Consider the following 638-nt stretch of genomic DNA (forward strand, 5'->3'; position numbering starts at 1 on the left):
GCCGTTTTCTCCGTACTTGTCGCAAACTTCATAAAGTCATATGCGCCTTTTGCTACTTCTGGATCAATATTTCTCGTTAATGTGAACAAATATGTTTCTAGTTTTGGCGCTGGTTTATTATTACCCCAAGCAGGCTGAGGTAATGCTTCAAACGTGTTAAGGCGTTCTTCTTCCGTCATTCCTTTTCCTAATGATTTAAAAACAAATCCTTGATCACCAGATGATCCTGTAAATCCTAATGTTCTACCTTCAACTAAATCAATTACAGTTTTATCCCAATATTCCCATCCAGTACCACCTGAATGTATTTTCATAATTGTATCTTCATGTAGCCATGTACGGAATTTCTCCCATACCGAAACCCAAGTGTCATCGTTAATTAATACTTTTTTACCATCTTCACTTAATACATTACCGCCAGCACTGCGAACTGCATCAATTAAGTTTGACGTCCCCCACATTGGCATCCAGCCAGCATATGAAACATTTCCGTTTTCACCACGTTTTGCGACTGTTTTTGCTACCTTTTCTACACCTTCCCACGTCTTTAAATCCTCTTTTGTAAAGCCATTTTCCGCTAATGCTTTTTTATTGTAATAAAAAATTTGCGTTGTACCGTAAAACGGAATGCCATATAA

1 protein-coding gene is annotated in these 638 nt (G+C 37.8%); it reads right to left on the minus strand.

Annotated features, from left to right (window positions below; translation table 11 throughout):
- The coding region (locus AC1DTM_RS30515) for an extracellular solute-binding protein (RefSeq protein ID WP_477001708.1) at nt 1-638 on the minus strand (638 nt) is incomplete at both ends.

Source organism: Bacillus sp. P4_D3, assembly GCF_056401855.1.